General features: G+C 28.7%; 14 protein-coding genes and 3 tRNA genes. 11 read left to right on the top strand and 6 right to left on the bottom strand.

Annotation, left to right across the window (positions count from 1 at the left end):
• Nucleotides 1–124: 124 nt before the first annotated feature.
• From BLS00_RS01895 to BLS00_RS01855, 9 genes are all read left to right on the top strand, one after another.
• A complete protein-coding gene (locus BLS00_RS01895; protein WP_091402305.1) occupies nt 125–1594 on the top strand; it encodes a sensor histidine kinase in 1470 nt (489 codons plus the stop codon).
• Complete coding sequence (locus tag BLS00_RS01890) at nt 1587–2480, top strand: HDOD domain-containing protein (protein WP_091402302.1); 894 nt, start codon at nt 1587–1589, stop codon at nt 2478–2480. Before BLS00_RS01895 ends, BLS00_RS01890 begins: the two co-directional genes overlap by 8 nt.
• Nucleotides 2473–2853 (top strand): 30S ribosome-binding factor RbfA, encoded by a 381-nt coding sequence (gene rbfA, locus BLS00_RS01885; protein ID WP_091402300.1) that lies wholly within the window; start codon nt 2473–2475, stop codon nt 2851–2853. Before BLS00_RS01890 ends, rbfA begins: the two co-directional genes overlap by 8 nt.
• Nucleotides 2813–3769, top strand: a complete 957-nt coding sequence (gene truB, locus BLS00_RS01880; RefSeq protein ID WP_244885726.1) for a tRNA pseudouridine(55) synthase TruB — start codon at nt 2813–2815, stop codon at nt 3767–3769. Before rbfA ends, truB begins: the two co-directional genes overlap by 41 nt.
• A gap of 5 nt (nt 3770–3774) precedes the next feature.
• Nucleotides 3775–4653 (top strand): riboflavin biosynthesis protein RibF, encoded by an 879-nt coding sequence (gene ribF / locus BLS00_RS01875; RefSeq protein ID WP_091402295.1) that lies wholly within the window; start codon nt 3775–3777, stop codon nt 4651–4653.
• Between the two features lie 84 nt (nt 4654–4737).
• Nucleotides 4738–4813: transfer RNA gene (locus BLS00_RS01870), tRNA-Glu, on the top strand.
• A gap of 9 nt (nt 4814–4822) precedes the next feature.
• A tRNA-Val gene (locus tag BLS00_RS01865) sits at nt 4823–4897 on the top strand.
• 12 nt (nt 4898–4909) lie between these two features.
• Nucleotides 4910–4985: transfer RNA gene (locus BLS00_RS01860), tRNA-Phe, on the top strand.
• Between the two features lie 41 nt (nt 4986–5026).
• Nucleotides 5027–5875 (top strand): deoxyribonuclease IV, encoded by an 849-nt coding sequence (locus BLS00_RS01855; protein ID WP_311044510.1) that lies wholly within the window; start codon nt 5027–5029, stop codon nt 5873–5875.
• Between the two features lie 30 nt (nt 5876–5905).
• Here BLS00_RS01855 and BLS00_RS01850 read toward each other — a convergent pair whose 3' ends face one another.
• From BLS00_RS01850 to ylqF, 6 genes are all read right to left on the bottom strand, one after another.
• The gene (locus tag BLS00_RS01850) at nt 5906–7261 is read right to left on the bottom strand and encodes a GlmL-related ornithine degradation protein (RefSeq protein WP_091402291.1); all 1356 of its coding nucleotides are present in this window, start codon (nt 7259–7261) and stop codon (nt 5906–5908) included.
• Between the two features lie 5 nt (nt 7262–7266).
• Nucleotides 7267–8418, bottom strand: a complete 1152-nt coding sequence (aspC, locus tag BLS00_RS01845; protein WP_091402288.1) for an aspartate aminotransferase — start codon at nt 8416–8418, stop codon at nt 7267–7269.
• Between the two features lie 331 nt (nt 8419–8749).
• Nucleotides 8750–9466 (bottom strand): hypothetical protein, encoded by a 717-nt coding sequence (locus BLS00_RS01840; RefSeq protein WP_091402286.1) that lies wholly within the window; start codon nt 9464–9466, stop codon nt 8750–8752.
• 10 nt (nt 9467–9476) lie between these two features.
• Nucleotides 9477–11198, bottom strand: coding sequence for an NAD+ synthase (locus BLS00_RS01835; protein WP_240724330.1), 1722 nt, complete (start codon nt 11196–11198; stop codon nt 9477–9479).
• 10 nt (nt 11199–11208) lie between these two features.
• Nucleotides 11209–12093, bottom strand: a complete 885-nt coding sequence (locus tag BLS00_RS01830) for a phospholipase D-like domain-containing protein (protein ID WP_091402281.1) — start codon at nt 12091–12093, stop codon at nt 11209–11211.
• Complete coding sequence (gene ylqF, locus BLS00_RS01825; RefSeq protein WP_091402278.1) at nt 12074–12901, bottom strand: ribosome biogenesis GTPase YlqF; 828 nt, start codon at nt 12899–12901, stop codon at nt 12074–12076. The genes BLS00_RS01830 and ylqF overlap by 20 nt, the downstream gene beginning before the upstream one ends.
• Nucleotides 12902–13030: 129 nt before the next feature.
• On the opposite strand from ylqF, the gene BLS00_RS01820 reads away from it, so the two are divergent.
• Nucleotides 13031–13969: a PhoH family protein gene (locus tag BLS00_RS01820; RefSeq protein WP_244885725.1), complete on the top strand. Its 939-nt coding sequence runs from the start codon at nt 13031–13033 to the stop codon at nt 13967–13969.
• A 5-nt stretch (nt 13970–13974) separates the two neighbouring features.
• Nucleotides 13975–15366 carry an HDIG domain-containing metalloprotein gene (locus BLS00_RS01815; RefSeq protein WP_240724321.1) on the top strand — a complete coding sequence of 464 codons (1392 nt, stop codon included), beginning with the start codon at nt 13975–13977 and terminating at the stop codon, nt 15364–15366.
• Nucleotides 15367–15371: the final 5 nt, after the last annotated feature.

Here is a 15371-nt window from a genome sequence, read left to right as displayed (position 1 = left end):
AATTATATCATCATAAAGTATCTTTATATTTCAACAAATTTTAATATATGATTAATTAAATTATTTTGTATAAAACATTCTATAAGGTATAATTAAATGAATTAATGTAAAAAAGGGGTTTAATATGGTTGAAAAATTAAAGGATACATCGTTCTATACGAATTTGTCAAATATAATTATGGAAATTTCAAAAGTAAATGATCTTGATTCTGCTTATAAAACTTTATCGAAAATTACAGGCACTATGATAGAAACTGATAAAGATTTTTTCTTTAAAGTAGAAGAAAATAAAGTCAAAGAAATCTTCAATACATCTTACAATCCTGATATTGAAGATATGGTTATTTGGGTAAACAATAACTTGGATGTATCAGTTTTCCCTGAAGAAGAATTATCTTACATTTTTATTCCAATAGTTAGCTTAAATACAACCCACTTTATTTACACTGCTATTACAAAAGAAGAAGATTTTTCAAATGAAGCTATGATGCTTTTTAGATTTTTATCTTTTATGTTTGGAAACTTATTTGAAAACTTAACTTTATACGACAAAATATTGAACAAAAACTTAATAATCGAAAAAAATAAAAACTTTTTGAATAGCATTCTCAATTCTACAAATGATTCTATGGTTGTTTTTTCTGAGAACAAAGAAATCAACTTCAAAAATGAAAAATACGATCATTTAGGTACTGATATTCAAGAAAAGTTAAATGATATTATAATATCTACTTTAGATAATGAACGCAATCAATCAGAAGAAATTGAAGTAAACGATAAATTTTATTCAATTGATTCTAATTTTTTGGAATTCGAAAATGAAAAAAATGTTTTAATTGTTATAAGAGATATTAGTGGAACTAAAGAGTTAGAAAAATTAAAAAAATTAGACAAAATGAAAATGGAATTCTTATCTATGATGTCTCACGAACTAAGAACTCCTCTTTCTGCTATTAAAGCTTATTCTGATACAATAATAGATTCATATGAGTTGTTGGATGATGAAACGCTTATGGAATTTTTTAACACAATTCAAAGCGAAACAAATCATCTAAATAGACTTCTAAACGATCTCCTTGATTTTTCGAAGTTAGAATTAAAAACTCTTAACTTAGAAAAAACTAATTTTGATATAAATGAATTAATTAATGAAATATGCAATACTTTAGAAGACTTCGCTAAGAAAAATGAAGTGAATATAATCTTTGATAATGAAAAATCTTTGGAAGTTTTTTTAGACAGAACAAGAATGAGACAGGTTATATTCAATTTAATACAAAATGCAATAAAATATTCTGATAAGAGAAAAGAGGAAAAATTCGTAAAAATTCAAACAAGAACTGTAAACCAAGAACTGATTATAGAGATAGAAGATAACAGTATAGGTATAAAAGAAGAAGACAAAGAGAAAGTGTTCGATAAATTTTATCGTTCTGACACTTCTTTAACCTATGAAATTCAAGGAACTGGTGTAGGCCTATCCATTGTCAAAGATATGGTAGAACTCCATGGAGGAACAATTCAACTGGAAACCCAATTGGGAGAAGGTTCTAAGTTTATAATAACTGTTCCAAGAGGTGTTGAAAATGAGTAAAGTTTCAATTTCTGTTATATCAAAAAAAATTGAAGAATTACCTACGCCAGATTTTATAGTACAAAGAATTATAAATATAGCCTCTGACCCTAATTCTAGCGTCAAGGATTTAAATGCTGCTGTTTTAGAATCTCCTTCACTTAGCGCAAAAATATTGAAATTATCTAATTCCGCTTATTATGCATTACCAAGAAAAATAACAAAATTATCTCAGGCTATAAATATATTAGGTTTTAAAACTGTTAGAAATTTGGCAATGAGTATTTTCACGGTAAAAAATTTTTTTAGAAAGGAATACGATTTTTTCAATACCAAAAAGTTTTGGATTCATTTAATGTCAACAGCTATCGGTGCCGAGCTTCTTGCAAAAACAATTAATTATCCAGAAAGAGAAGAAGCCTTTTTAGGGGGATTATTGCACGATTTAGGGAAAATATCCATGTCAAATATTATGCCAGAAATTTTTGAAATGACTATAAAAATTGCAAATCATAAAAAAATTAGTTTTAAAGAAGCAGAAGATATTTTAGATTCATACTCTCATGAAGCTATAGGGAAATTGCTATTCAAACAATGGGGATTGTCAGATCAAATAATTAATTCAGCAGGATTTCATGATTCAATAGATAACCTATCTGATGAAAATACAAAGATGATAGTACAAATAATTCATATATCAAACATTACAACAAATACGCTTTATTATGGGTATTCTGGTAATTTTGGAATTGAAATCCCAAATATTAATGCATGGAATAACTTAGGATTAACACCAAAAAAATATTTTAATTATGTGGAAGCACTGAAAAATAAGATAGAAAACTCTGAAGAGTTTATGAATATTGATGGAATTATAGAAGATATGGAGGTAGATGAAAATGTCTGAATTTAGAAAAAAAATGATAGAATCTGAAATAATGAAACTGTTTAATAAATCCTATTATACTTTGAGAGATCCTGAATTAAAAGGGCATATGGTAAACACAAATTATGTTAAGTTAGCTAAAGATAAATCTTATGTAGATGTTTATGTTTCTGCTTTAGATGGAGATATGGAAAAAATAGTTAAAAAATTGAACAAAGCCCAAGGATTTTTCAGAAAAATAATAGCGGAAAATATTAGAATGTTTAAGGTTCCAGAAGTTAGATTCCATATAGATCAAGGGCTTCAAGCCAGTGTTAAAGTCCACAAACTTTTGGATTCAATAGAATATAGTGATGAAAACAAAGACGAACAGGATGATAAATCAGATGAATAAATCGGGTTTTTTAAATATTAACAAACCTAAAAACATTACATCTCATGATTTAGTTGATATAGTTAGAAAAGAACTGGGAACTAGGAAAGTTGGACATACAGGTACATTAGACCCATTTGCTGAAGGGGTTATGGTTTTAGCCGTTAATAAAGGGACAAAATTTATTGAATTTTTTCAAAACTCTTTTAAAACATACCATGTAGTTGCAGAATTAGGGATCATAACTGATACTTTTGATATAACTGGTGTTTTGAAAGAAAAGAACGAAGTTAGACCAGAACATTTAGAAAAACTGAAAGATACAATAGAAAGTTTTAAAGGATCTTATGACCAAGTTCCTCCAGCTTATTCTGCAAGAAGGTACAAAGGCAAAAGATTATATGAATATGCAAGAAAAGGGGAAATAATTAATTTACCCCCTAAGAGAATTCAAATAAAAAATATAAATAACATAACAATAGATAATAAGGTGTTTGAATTTGATGCAGAAGTTTCTTCAGGCACATATATAAGAAGCTTAATAATGGATATAGGATATAAATTAGGATGTGGTGCAGTTACAAAAAAACTCACAAGAACCTCTATTGAAAAATTCAAATTAGATGATTCTATAAACTATGAAAATATTAGGTATGATAATCTCTTAAATCCCGTTGATTATTTAGATTTTCCAGAAATAAATTTAAAGCATGGTTATAAAATTGAAAACGGTATACATGTTTATGTAAACAATGTAGAAGATTTTAAATTTTCTTTCCAAAAACACCAAATTGTCAAACTTTTTGATGAAAATAATAGGTTCATTGGTTTCGCTAAAACAGAAAAAACTTCAAAATTTTTAAACACTCTTTTAAAAAATGAACCTGAAAGTTTTGAAAGGGTGGCCAAATTATACAAGATTTTTAATCAGAGGTGAAAAAATTGTATTCTGTAGCAGTAGGGACTTTTGATGGCGTTCACAAAGGTCATAAATATATTTTAAATAAAAACATAGAAAATGCTAAAAGTAATGATTTAAAACCTCTTGCAATAATGTTAAGATATCCAATGAGTCAATATGTAAATGGATTTCCTGGATTACTATATCCATCTTGGGAAAGGGCAAAATTTATAAAAGATCTTGGGATGGAAGTGGAAATTATAGATATGCAAAATGTTTGGAACATCACGCATTATAAGTATCTTGAAATTTTAAAAGAACGTGGTGTGAAATACATTGTTTGTGGTGAAGACTTTAAATTTGGTAGGGGCGCAATAGGTGACACACGTTTTCTTTTAAAACATGCTCATAGATATGACATGAAAGTTCAAATCTTACATGATTTGAAAGAGAAAGGCAACAGGATCAGCTCAACAATGATCAGAAATGCCATTAAAAAAGGTAACATCAAACTGGCAAACAAAATGTTAGAAAAAACCTGGACTTTGGAAGGACCTGTTTATGAAGATAGACATATAGGACAAAAACTGGGGTTCCCAACAGCAAATATAGATATAAGATTCAAAGAAGACATTATATTTCCAAAATATGGAGTCTATTTAGTAAAAGGCAAGATTGAAAATATAGAAAAAGAATACTGGGGGTTAATGAATGTTGGGGTTAGACCAACATATTTTGAAAATAAAAAAGTTCCAAAAGTCGAAGTGTTTTTTATAGACTTTGATTATAATATATACAATAAATATGTAAAAATAGAAATTATAAACTATATGCGGGAAGAAGTTAAATTTAAAAATGAAACAGATTTAATAAAAGCAATGAATGAAGATTTAAGGAACGCAAGAGAGATTATTTACTAAAATATATTTTTTTAATTAATTTATTATTAACCGCTTGACACCTTAGTAAATCTATGATATTATTTACTTCGGTTATCATTGTATGCCCCCATCGTCTAGAGGCCCAGGACATTGGCCTTTCACGCCAAAGACACCAGTTCGAATCTGGTTGGGGGCGCCACTAAAAAGTGGGCGCTTAGCTCAGCGGGAGAGCATCTGCCTTACAAGCAGAGGGTCGTAGGTTCAAATCCTGCAGCGCCCACCATTTTATTTTTTTGGGCAGATAGCTCAGTTGGTAGAGCAACGGACTGAAAATCCGTGTGTCGACAGTTCGATTCTGTCTCTGCCCACCAAAACTCCAGTATACGCTGGAGTTTTTATTTTATAAAAGGAGCTGATTACAATTTATTTTGGTGCTCATATGAAAATATCTAATGGTATTGAAAATGTCCCTAAAAAAACGATAGATATAGGGGCTAACACTTTTCAAATTTTTGTCAAATCACCAAGAACTTGGGGAAACCCTTCCATAACTCAAGAATCTGCAGAAAAATTTAAAAAAAATATGAAAAAACACAATTTATCTTTTGATAAAGTACTTGTGCATTCTAACTATCTTATAAATTTAGCTTCCCCAAAAGATGATACATGGAAGAATTCTATTAATAGTATGGCAGAAGAAATTAAAGCTGTTCAGTCCTTGGGAATAACCCATTATAATATACATTGTGGTTCACATTTAGGTAAAGGAGAGGAATATGCAGTAAACAGAATTACAGAAGGCTTAGAAAGAGTATATGATTCATTAGATTTGAAGTTAAACATATGCCTTGAAAATTCTTCTAAAAAGGGCAACAATTATGGGTTTAAAATAGAGCATATTGGAAAATTATTCGAAAATTTTAAAAACTCTGAAAAATTAAAAGTTGTTTACGATACGTGCCATGGATTTGATGGTAATTACGATATAAGAAATGATAACGATGTTGAAAAACTTTTAGAATTGATGAGTAACAGTTTTGGAATAGAAAACTTGAGATTTATACATTTAAATGATTCAAAATCTCCTTTAAACATGGGAAAAGATAGGCATGAAAAAATAGGTAAAGGTTATATAGGTAAAGATGGAATTTCAAATATCATCAATCATTCAAAACTTAAAAATATACCATTTATCTTAGAAACCCCTTGTGATGATGAAGAACATAAAGAAGAAATTAAATTACTCAAAAGTTGGTTATAAAAAAATAAGAGGATAAATCCTCTTATTTTTTTATTCTATCCATTCTATATCCTGAAGTAAAATATTTTTTGCCGACTCTTTATCAATTGTCGATAAAACACCCAAAGCGGCAAAAATATAATCTTTATCATAACCTAATTTAACTTTTTTCCCAGGCATAAGTTTATTAGGTCTTTCTAACTCTTTAATTGACTCCATAATGTATTTTCTATGTCTAGATCTTGTTAAAATTCCTCCTGTACCTATTATGTATTTTATTGCAGTTAAATCTTTTCCCTGGGCAACTTTTTGTCTACCATTAGGGCCAAATAAATATTTTATTGATCCAGAATGCCTTACTATGGATTCAGAAAAACATTTTCTTGCCATGAAAGCAGTGAATTTTTCCATTCTTTCTGACTCTGGATAAGGCGATATTTTATTTATAAGTTCTTCATGATCATAAAAATTTTTTTCTAATTCCTTTTTGTCAAGCATTGAATAAACATTATCTGCATTTACAAAGAGTCCCATATCTCCTTCTACAGTTCGTTTACTTACAGGTTCAGGAAATAACATTATTTTTTGTATTTCTGGGCTTCCTTCAGTAACTGAATCAACATCAGTAGTTGCACCACCAATATCCACTACAAGAACATCTTCAAATTCTTCTGACAAAAGTTCTGTCGTCAGCATAACTGATCCAGGAGTTGGAATGATTTCTTCGTCTACAATATCATGTATTTTTTCCATTCCTGGAGCATGAATTATATTTTTAGAAAAAAGTTCTTGAATAATTTTTCTTGCTGGTTGCACATTTAATTGATCAACTTTTGGATAAACATTTTCAGTGATTATAACTTTTTTACCTTTACTTTCCAAAATTTCTTTAGCTTCTTCTGCTACATTTATGTTACCAGCGTATACTATTGGAACATCTATCTCCAAATTTGAAATCATCTCTGCATTATGTAAAATGGTATCTTCCTCTCCATAATCTACGCCACCAGCAAGAAGTATCATCTTTGGATTTATTTTTTTTACATCTTCCAAATGCCTCTTTCTCATTTTACCAGAAGTAACGTATTTTAAAACCCCTCCAGCGCCTAATGCTGCTTCTCTGGCAGCCCTTACTGTCATATCATAAACCAATCCATGCACTGTTATCTTTAGCCCACCAGCAGCTGATGAAGAGGCAATAAACTTCTCCCAATTAATTTTCTCTTTTAATTTTTCTTCAAGTCGCTTTATTGCTTTAAAAATCCCGATAGTTACGTCTCCTTCTTTCACTGTTGTATAATGTTCTGCTTGTCCAATAACTTTTGGTTCTTTGGTATTTATTTTATCAAATGCAGTAACAACAGTGGTTGTACTTCCAATTTCGGCAACTAGTAAATTAACTTTCAATTAGATCACCCTCTAAAATTCATTACAAATTTTTCTAGTCTATCTAAAGCATTTTCTAAATTCTCTTGAGATGTTGCAAAAGAAATTCTAATAAAGCCTTTTTTATAGAAACCTGAACCTGGTACCACAGCTAGTCCAACTTCTGATAATAATTTTTCTGAAAATTCTTTATCACTATAACCAAATTCATCAACAGAAATAAAAAAGTAAAATGCTCCATTTGGTAGAATGAATTTTAAATTCATCTTTTCCAATCTTTTAGCAACATAATCTCTCCTTTTTTTGAACTCTTGGAACATTGGATAAACATCTACATCAAAAGCTTTTAAAGCAGCATATTGTGTTGGAGTATTTACATTAGAGGTTGAATGAGATTGAATTTTACCAACTTGAGAAATTATTTCATTTGGTCCGACAACGTACCCAATTCTCCACCCCGTCATGGCCCATGTCTTTGAAAAAGCATTTATTATAATTGTTCTTTCTTTCATACCTTCAAAAGATGAAATTGAGTAATGTGTACCTTCATACACCAACAATTCATAAACTTCATCACTAATAACAAATATTTCATGTTCTTTGGCAATATCTGCAATATCTTGTAATGCGTCTTTACTATAAACCATGCCTGTTGGGTTATTTGGTGAATTTATTAATATAGCTTTAGTTTTTGGAGTTATATATCTCTTTATCTTTTTTTTATCTGGTTGAAATCCATTTTCAAAATCTAAAGGAATGTGAACTGGGGTTCCACCAGTCATTATAATTTGAGCTTCATAGCTAACCCAAGAAGGATCTAAAACCAAAATCTCGTCGCCTGGGTTCGTTATAGCCATCAAAACATTGAAAAGTGCTTGTTTCCCTCCGTTAGTTACAACAACATTGTCTGAATTGTAATTATTGTTAGTTCTTTTTGATATGTATTTTGCAATTTTATCCCTTAATTCTATAATTCCACTTGAAGCTGTATATTTAGTTTTTCCCGCTTTTAAAGCTTCATAAGCAGCCTCCACTATAGGCTTAGGAGTATTGAAATCAGGCTCTCCAGCTGTAAGCTTTATGATATCTTCACCTTTTTTCTCCAATTCAATAGCTTTTGCATTTAAAGCAAGAGTTATTGATTGCTCAACTGATTTTATTTTTTCAGATAAATTCATAAATTACCTCCTTGAAATATTTTTCTTGAAATTTATTTCATCATTGGACATTAACATTCTACATTTTTAAAGCTTTTTATTCAAGGATAATAAAATGTATTTTTACAGGTTTATCAAAAATTCTTGCAATTATTTAAGGTTATTCATTATTTATTTTAAAATTAGAGCATGCTTTTCAAAAATACATTAAATTTCACAATGAAGATAACTTTAAAAAAAATAGATGCCAATCTCTTTTAGTTCTGAAAATTAAAAGAGATTGGCATCCATTTTTATATAATTTCTATTAATTTTTATGATTATTTGAAATTATCCAGTTTATTATATGCAACTATTTTATAATATTAATTAATTCAATTAAATTATGTTCTTCATTTTTTGGTATTATATATATTTTTTCAAGATCTTTTACAAATAAAGTATGTAGATAAAAATAGTTATCAGATTGGGAAATATTTACTATTTTATTTTTGTAAATATCAAATGAGATCTCACCTTTTTTAATGCTTATTATATCTTGGTCTAAAGAAACATATTTGTTATTATTCAAGAGATAGCTTAATTCAACTGGTAATTCATTAACAAAGTTGTTTGTAATTTCTTCTATCTCATCCAATATCTTTTCATTAGGAACTACTACATATTTAATTTTCTCACCATTTTTAAATAGTATTGTGAATTCCATCCCCCTAAAATCATAAGATGGGTACCCCAAAGCTGAAAAACTATTATTTTCATAAAAATAGAATCTTGGATCAAAGGTTTTTATCTTAGAAGTACCATAATCCGAGTTGAAAATATATTCATATTCTATATCAGTTTTATTAATAGAGATTGAAGTATTTTTATCAAAATATTTAGAGCTCTTCAACCTTATATAGTTACTATCATTTATTTTGATATAAGGATGATAGTATTGATTTCTCAACGTTTCTTCATACATGTTCCAAAAGTAAAATGCAATTAAATAAATAATAGCCATTAATAATAATATTATTGCAAAATTTTGAAAAGTAAATAATTTTTCTTTTTTGTTTAATTTATTCATCTTAAATCCCTCATTTTTCCCATATTTTAAAGCCATTTGTTATAGGCATTCTTCTATCTTTGCCAAAAGATCTTTCGGTTAATTTAATTCCCGGAGCTGACTGTCTTCTTTTAAACTCATTTATATCAACTTTTTTAATTATATCTCTAACTATTTCCTCATTAAACTCATCAGTCAATTCATTGAACGACATTTCTCTGTCTATATAACTAAAAAGGATCTTATCCAGTAATTCGTATTCAGGTAAACTGTCTTGATCTTTTTGATCAGGTTTCAATTCTGCAGAAGGCACTTTCATTATAATTTCATTCGGGATTATATCATATCCTTCTTTTTCATTTATAAAGTTAGCCATTTTGTAAACCTCTGTTTTATATAAGTCCTTTATTGGGGAAAAACCTCCAACCATATCTCCATATAGGGTAGAATAGCCAACTGCAGATTCACTCTTGTTACTTGTTGCTAAAGCAAGGTAACCGTAATTATTAGAATATGCCATTACTATAGTTCCCCTTATCCTTGCCTGGATATTTTCTTCCGTCAAACCTGCAACTTGATCCATTTTTTTGTTTAAATCTTTTTTAAAAGAATCAAAAATCTCTTTTATAGGAACTTCAACAGTTTTGAAACCATAATTTTTTGCCAGCTTAATTGAGTCATCCACACTTCCTTTAGATGAGTACATAGAAGGCATCAAAATTCCCAAGACATTTTCTTTGCCTATGGCCTCTGAGGCTATAGCTGCTACAAGAGCAGAATCTATACCTCCACTTAAACCAAAACAAACTTTACTAAAATTATTTTTCCCCATATAATCAATTAATCCGTGTTTTATTGCATTGTAAGTTTGTTCTATCTCAACTCCCCAATTAAAATCTAACTTTTTCAATTTATCTTTTTTTATATTTTTTTCAAAATCTATTTTATGTATTTTATTTGTATTGTAATTATTATAGCTATAATGTTTTCTTTTTCCTTCTCTCAAATTTGCCCTTGTTGTTTCATAGGGATCTATATCCAAAGTGTACAATCCTTCTTCAAAAAGGGGCGCTTTTAACTTCACTTCCCCATAAGGATTTATGACAACACTTCCTCCATCAAAAACAACTTCATCTTGACCACCAACAAGATTTGTGTATATGAGCCAACTTGATAATTCTGAAGCCCTGGTTTTTAACATTTCCAATTTGCTGATGTTTTTATTCTTATGATAAGGAGAAGCTGAAAGATTGAGAATAATGTTGACACCATTTTGTGCAAGGGCTAAAGCAGGACCATTAGGAACCCATATATCTTCACAAATATTAACTCCCAATTTTACATCATCTATTTGAAAAATTTCAACTTCATTGCCATTTGTAAAATACCTTTTTTCATCAAAAACAGAATAGTTTGGTAAAAACATTTTTCTATAATCTAAAATTTTTCTGCCTTTATAAACAACAAAGGCACTGTTATAAGATTCTATATCCCAGTCTATAGCTCCAAAAATTATTATAATATTTTTTCTTTTTGAATACTCAATTATTTTCTCTGTATATTCTCTAGATTCTCTTAAAAATTGCGTTTTTAGTATTAAATCTTCAGGCGGATACCCGTTTAAAGTTAACTCTGGGAATAGAATAATATCTGATTTATTTTCAACTGCTTTTTCAATAAAATCAATTATTTTATTATAATTAAAATCATAGTCTCCAACTCTTGCATTCATCTGTGCTAATGATATTCTCATTTTCAATTTTTTAATCCTCCTCGATTAAAAATCTTTTTATGATATCCGATATGGTTTTATTTTCAATTATAGTAAATAATTCATAATTTGTATTTCGGGCTTTATAAGTGTAATTATAACTTCCCAATATAATTCTCTTATTATCTATAATTAAAACTTTCGCGTGCAAATCACTATAACTATATTTATTTATGCCTTTTAAGTTTTTAACTGCATCAGAATAATATTCATTCCAATCATCGAAGTAAAGATTTACTTCTATTCCTCTTGAAGAAGCCTTTTCAAGCTCGTAAACCAAAAAAGGATCTGTTAAAGAAAAAGCAAAAACATCTATATTTACTTTAGCATTTTTAATTTCTTTTTGTATTACCTTGTAGATTGATTCATTTGGTGTTGAATGAAATTCAAAACTACCTAACTCGCTATCTTTTATTTTTTTACTCAAAGATTTTTTATACTTCTGAGTCGCCAGATTGTCAAATTCTTTTAAAAATATATTTGTAATAGCTTTATCTTCAGTAAAGATGTATATGTTTTTGTCACCTAAAATACCACTAAAAGTCATATTGCCTGTCCCAAATAAAACTTCCTTATTATCAAAAATATAAAATTTTTCATGCTGTATTCCAGTATTAGGTGCCGTGACGTTTTGAATATTCAAATCTTTTTTTGACCTATTTGCACTAGGGTCTAAAATTATATGATGATTTTTGTCTACTAAAATATTTGTTAGAGTGTCGTCCATACTGTATGTAACAATTTTTATCTCTTTTGAAAGTTTTATTTTATTTTCCAAAAAAATTTTAAAATATTCCCCATTTGAAAAAACTTCATACGAAAAAGAAATGATTGAAATTAAATTAATTAATAAAAAACTATATTTTAATTTGTTCATAGTCTTCTGGAGATTCAAGAGTTACCCTTCCAAATATTCCATCATTAAAATCTTTCAAAAAAGTGTTTCTCCCTCTATAATAATCACCTATTCCACCTTTTTTAATGAAGTTTCTCTTTTTTGCAAACTCAAGTATAAATTCATATGCATTTTCTTTTGAAGATCCTTTTTCTACAATATTGTCAAGGTAGTGTGGATAATTAACCTTCAAATAATCAAAAATATAAAAAACAGCATCATCTTTTGTTACATCATCACCTTTTATAGACCCTATTGCCATCAATTTGTTTTTAATACTTTTATTATATAATTCAGGAAACAAAATTCCTGGGGTGTCCAATATTTTAATTTCTTTATTAACTGTAATCCATTGAACACCTTTTGTAACTCCTGGAGTATTACCAATTGTAGTTGATTTTTTACCTTTGAAACGATTTATAAAAGTTGATTTTCCAACATTAGGTACTCCAACGATAATTGCTCTTTTTTCTTTGTAGTTAAGAGGAATATGCTTTGCTACTTTATTTTCAAGAAATTTCTTTATATTTTCAGATTTTAAATTTGTTTTCAAAACTACGTATCCTTTTTCTTTATATAAATCAATCCATTTTTCTGTTTTTTCCTGATCACAAATATCATATTTATTCATTATCAAAATTTTCTGTTTGTTTCTAAACAAACTTTCGTATTCGTATGCTCTCGAAGCGTAAGGGGCTCTTGCATCTAAAAGTTCTAAGACTGCATCCACAATTTTCAAATTTTTCTTTATACTTTCCTTTGCTTTTTTTATATGGCCCGGATACCACATGTTTTTGCCTCCAAGTTATCTTATATAAGATAAAATATGTTAAAATATATATATTGATGTATATAAATATCACAACATATAGATTTTATCATAAATAAGGAGATGATTCTACTGAAAACTTTTATAAACATGCCTAAAGATTTAGAACCTGTTGAAATTTTCGGGGCTTACAATAAAAGAGTTAAATACCTTTCAAAAAAATTCAACGTGGATATTTATTTAAAAAACAATAAAATAACAATAAATTCTGAATCAGAAAAAAATAACAAAACCGTTAAAAAAATTTTTAACGAACTGATAGATATTTTAGAAGATGGACACCTACTGGAATGGAATCAATTTCTATACATTATATCCAGGAATACGGGTGAAGATATCAATAACCCAAAATCGATGAAAGAAGTGGTAAACACTACTATTAATGGCGTTAAGATATCTGCAAAAACAGAAGGTCAAGCACAATATATAGAAGATCTCAAAAATAATGAAATAGTTTTTTCTATTGGTCCTGCTGGTACTGGAAAAACATACCTTGCGGTAGCAATGGCTGTTGATTATTTAAAAAAAGGAAAAGTTCAAAGGTTAATTTTAACAAGACCTGCTGTTGAAGCTGGTGAAAAATTAGGTTTTTTACCAGGAACACTGTATGAAAAAGTCGATCCTTATCTAAAGCCCTTATATGATTCTTTAATAGACTTTTTAGGAATTGAAAAGGTTAATTTTTACAAAGAAAAAGGGATAATTGAAATTGTACCTTTGGCATATATGAGAGGTAGAACTTTGAATAATTCTTTTATTATTTTAGACGAAGCCCAGAACAGCACTTATCAACAAATGAAAATGTTTTTAACCAGAATTGGATTCAATTCTCGAGTCGTTGTAACCGGAGATATAACACAGATTGATCTTGAAAAGAAAAAAGATTCAGGGCTACTTGCTGTTAGCAAATTTTTGACTAATATAAAGGGAATTAAATTTAATGAATTAAAAAAATCGGATGTTGTAAGAAATCCTTTAGTGAAAGAGATTATTAACGCTTACGAAGTTTTCGAAAATGACACGGAGTGATTCTTTTGAAAAAAAATAATAATATGAGAAAAAAGGGATCTAAAAAAGCTCCCCAAAGTTTAGAATCTATTTTACTGAGAATGCTTATTTTCGCAGTTGTTGGATTTATAGTGGAATTTGTAATCTGGAGAAGGCTATCTTTTGATTTCCAGGTAAAATTCAACGTAGTATTTCAAACTTATTGGTTTTTTATAGTTGAGATGTACATAGAAAAGAAAAAGATGTTTCAACTACATCCATTGAACTACTGGGCGGCTTTTATGATACCACTTATTTCAGCTATAATGTTAAATTCATTTATTTATAAGTACTTAAGTTTATATTCTGTTACGGCTTTGTTGAGTACATTACTCATAACAATGCTTATTGATTTTGACGTCGGAATATTATCTTCACTTTCATTTTCTCTTTTTTTTGGAATTATATATGGTTTTGATATAACTTATATGATGATAATATTTTTACCTTCAACACTGGTAGCCTGGGTTTCCAAAAAGATTGTTAGAAGGATAGAAATATTTTTACCATTTATTATATCAAGTGTCTTACAAATAGCTTTGATGTTGCTATTTAGATATACAAACGACACAAACGAACTGTTGACAATACTTTTGATTAATTTTTTCACAATGCTTATATCTATGGGTATACTACCATTTTTCGAGTACATAACAAGAGTTTATTCAGATCTCGGTCTTTTAGAGTTAGGTAATTTGAACCACCCAGCTCTAAAAAAAATGACTCTACATGCTGCAGGTACTTATTATCATAGTATGATTATTTCTAATATAGCGGAAAGTGCAACAGAGCATATAAATGGAAACTCTATTTTAGCTAGAGTAGGAGCTTATTTTCATGATATTGGTAAAACCTGGAGACCTCAATTTTTTACAGAAAACCAGAGAGGAGTTAATCCTCACGACAACATCAGTCCCAAAATGAGTTCATTAATATTGGATAATCACGTAAATTACGGTAAACAAATGGCAAAAGAATATAGACTACCAATTTTAATAGAAGATATGATAATACAACATCAAGGTACAAGAATAAAACAGTTTTTTTATAAAAAATATTACGATGAAACTGGGATCCAAAACACAGATCTCTTCAAATATCCTGGCCCCATACCTCAATTCAAAGAATCAGCTATTTTAATGATATGCGATGTAACTGAGGCAATAACCAGATCAATGAAAGATGTAAATGCGAGCGTACTAAACGAAAAATTGGATGATCTAATACAATCCTTGTTTTTCGAAGGTCAGTTAGATGATTCTGGTTTATCTTTAAGAGAATTACAAATGATCAAAGGTAAAATCATAAGAACTATAATGGAGATGAACCATAAACGAATAAAATATCCAAAAATAGATCAAAAAGAGCTGAAAAGGTGATTTAA

Origin of the sequence: Geotoga petraea (assembly GCF_900102615.1) — a bacterium.
GTDB classification, from domain to species: Bacteria; Thermotogota; Thermotogae; order Petrotogales; family Petrotogaceae; genus Geotoga; species Geotoga petraea.
The sequence above is the reverse complement of the archived record's forward strand: the minus strand, read 5'-3'. Positions and strand labels throughout refer to the sequence as shown.

Excerpts from the sequence above, each read along its gene's own strand:
- BLS00_RS01895 (WP_091402305.1), top strand. The coding sequence starts at position 125 with ATGGTTGAAAAATTAAAGGATACATCGTTCTATACGAATTTGTCAAAT.
- BLS00_RS01840 (WP_091402286.1), bottom strand. The coding sequence starts at position 9,466 with ATGAATAAATTAAACAAAAAAGAAAAATTATTTACTTTTCAAAATTTT.
- truB (WP_244885726.1), top strand. The coding sequence starts at position 2,813 with ATGAAAACAAAGACGAACAGGATGATAAATCAGATGAATAAATCGGGT.
- rbfA (WP_091402300.1), top strand. The coding sequence starts at position 2,473 with ATGTCTGAATTTAGAAAAAAAATGATAGAATCTGAAATAATGAAACTG.
- BLS00_RS01830 (WP_091402281.1), bottom strand. The coding sequence starts at position 12,093 with ATGAACAAATTAAAATATAGTTTTTTATTAATTAATTTAATTTCAATC.
- BLS00_RS01820 (WP_244885725.1), top strand. The coding sequence starts at position 13,031 with ATGCCTAAAGATTTAGAACCTGTTGAAATTTTCGGGGCTTACAATAAA.
- ylqF (WP_091402278.1), bottom strand. The coding sequence starts at position 12,901 with ATGTGGTATCCGGGCCATATAAAAAAAGCAAAGGAAAGTATAAAGAAA.
- aspC (WP_091402288.1), bottom strand. The coding sequence starts at position 8,418 with ATGAATTTATCTGAAAAAATAAAATCAGTTGAGCAATCAATAACTCTT.
- BLS00_RS01890 (WP_091402302.1), top strand. The coding sequence starts at position 1,587 with ATGAGTAAAGTTTCAATTTCTGTTATATCAAAAAAAATTGAAGAATTA.
- BLS00_RS01835 (WP_240724330.1), bottom strand. The coding sequence starts at position 11,198 with ATGAGAATATCATTAGCACAGATGAATGCAAGAGTTGGAGACTATGAT.